Consider the following 1,030-nt stretch of genomic DNA (forward strand, 5'->3'; position numbering starts at 1 on the left):
CCGGCACGCGTGGCGAAAACGTCGTGGGGACGCTGAACGTGCGATGCGCAACCGTCGTTTGCCGTCTGCGGCCGTTTTCGCGACCTCCGCAGCCTGACAACGTGCAGAGACCTTAGCCGCCACGGAGAGGAACGCCAAGTATGGCGCGGACAGTTCGCACACGCGGCGCAAAGCTACCGCAATGCAGGCGACAGGGCAAACTACGCTCGTCGAGCGGAACTGGCACTTGGCCACATTTACAGGCATTCTAGCCGGCTGACGTGAGCAGAGGCCCGCTCGCGCTTGTCATAGCAGATACAACCCCGCACTGGCTGCAGGCTCATAGAACGTGTCGACTCCCTCATCCCAGCCGAACTCCCCCACGGGCGAGTCGCGTGCGCCAAGGCGTCGCGAAGCGCTGCGGCGTGCGCTGGTGGTCCTGGTGCTGGCGATTCTGGGTCTGCTGGCCTGGCAACTGGTGCAGGAGCATCGGCAACTGCTCGGCAGCCAGAAGCAGCTCAGCCTCAGCTACGGTGAACAGCTGGCCAAGCACCTGAGCCTGAGCATGCGCCTGAAGGCCCAGGCCGGGCAGGCCATGCTGCACAGCGCGGAGGACGCCAAGCACAGTGACGCCGAACTGCTCGGCACGCTGCGCAGCATTTTCCCGACCCTCAGCAGCATGGCCTGGTTCGACGCCAACGGTCAGTTGCTCAGCGACAGCTTCGCCAGTGCGAATGACCGCAGCTTCATTCGCAACCAGCTGCAGCGCAGCGCTTCGGCTGCCTACCATTTCGCCTTCAGTGCCCAGGACGGCGGCGCCCTGTACCTGCTGCTGCGGCAGGCCGACGGCAGCCATCGCGTCCTGCGCATGAGCACCAAGGCGCTGAGGAACTGGCTGCGCGAGCAACACCAGAGCGAACACGACTGGCTGCTCGAGGACCAGCAGAGCCTGCGCGTCATCGCCCGGGCCGACCACCTGCAGCAGGCGGCCGGCAGCATCGCACCGGTCACCGGCGCCGAGCAGGCGCAGAGCCTCGCACAGATTCCCCTG

At 66.0% G+C, this 1,030-nt stretch carries 1 protein-coding gene; it reads left to right on the forward strand.

Translation table 11 applies throughout. The features are described 5' to 3' along the window. Window positions 1–421: 421 nt before the first annotated feature. Window positions 422–1,030 (forward strand): hypothetical protein (locus J0A65_RS24015; RefSeq protein WP_206596787.1); only part of this gene is annotated, 609 nt, incomplete at its 3' end.

It is taken from the genome of Bowmanella yangjiangensis, assembly GCF_017255015.1.
In the GTDB taxonomy this organism is placed as follows: Bacteria; Pseudomonadota; Gammaproteobacteria; order Enterobacterales; family Alteromonadaceae; genus Bowmanella; species Bowmanella yangjiangensis.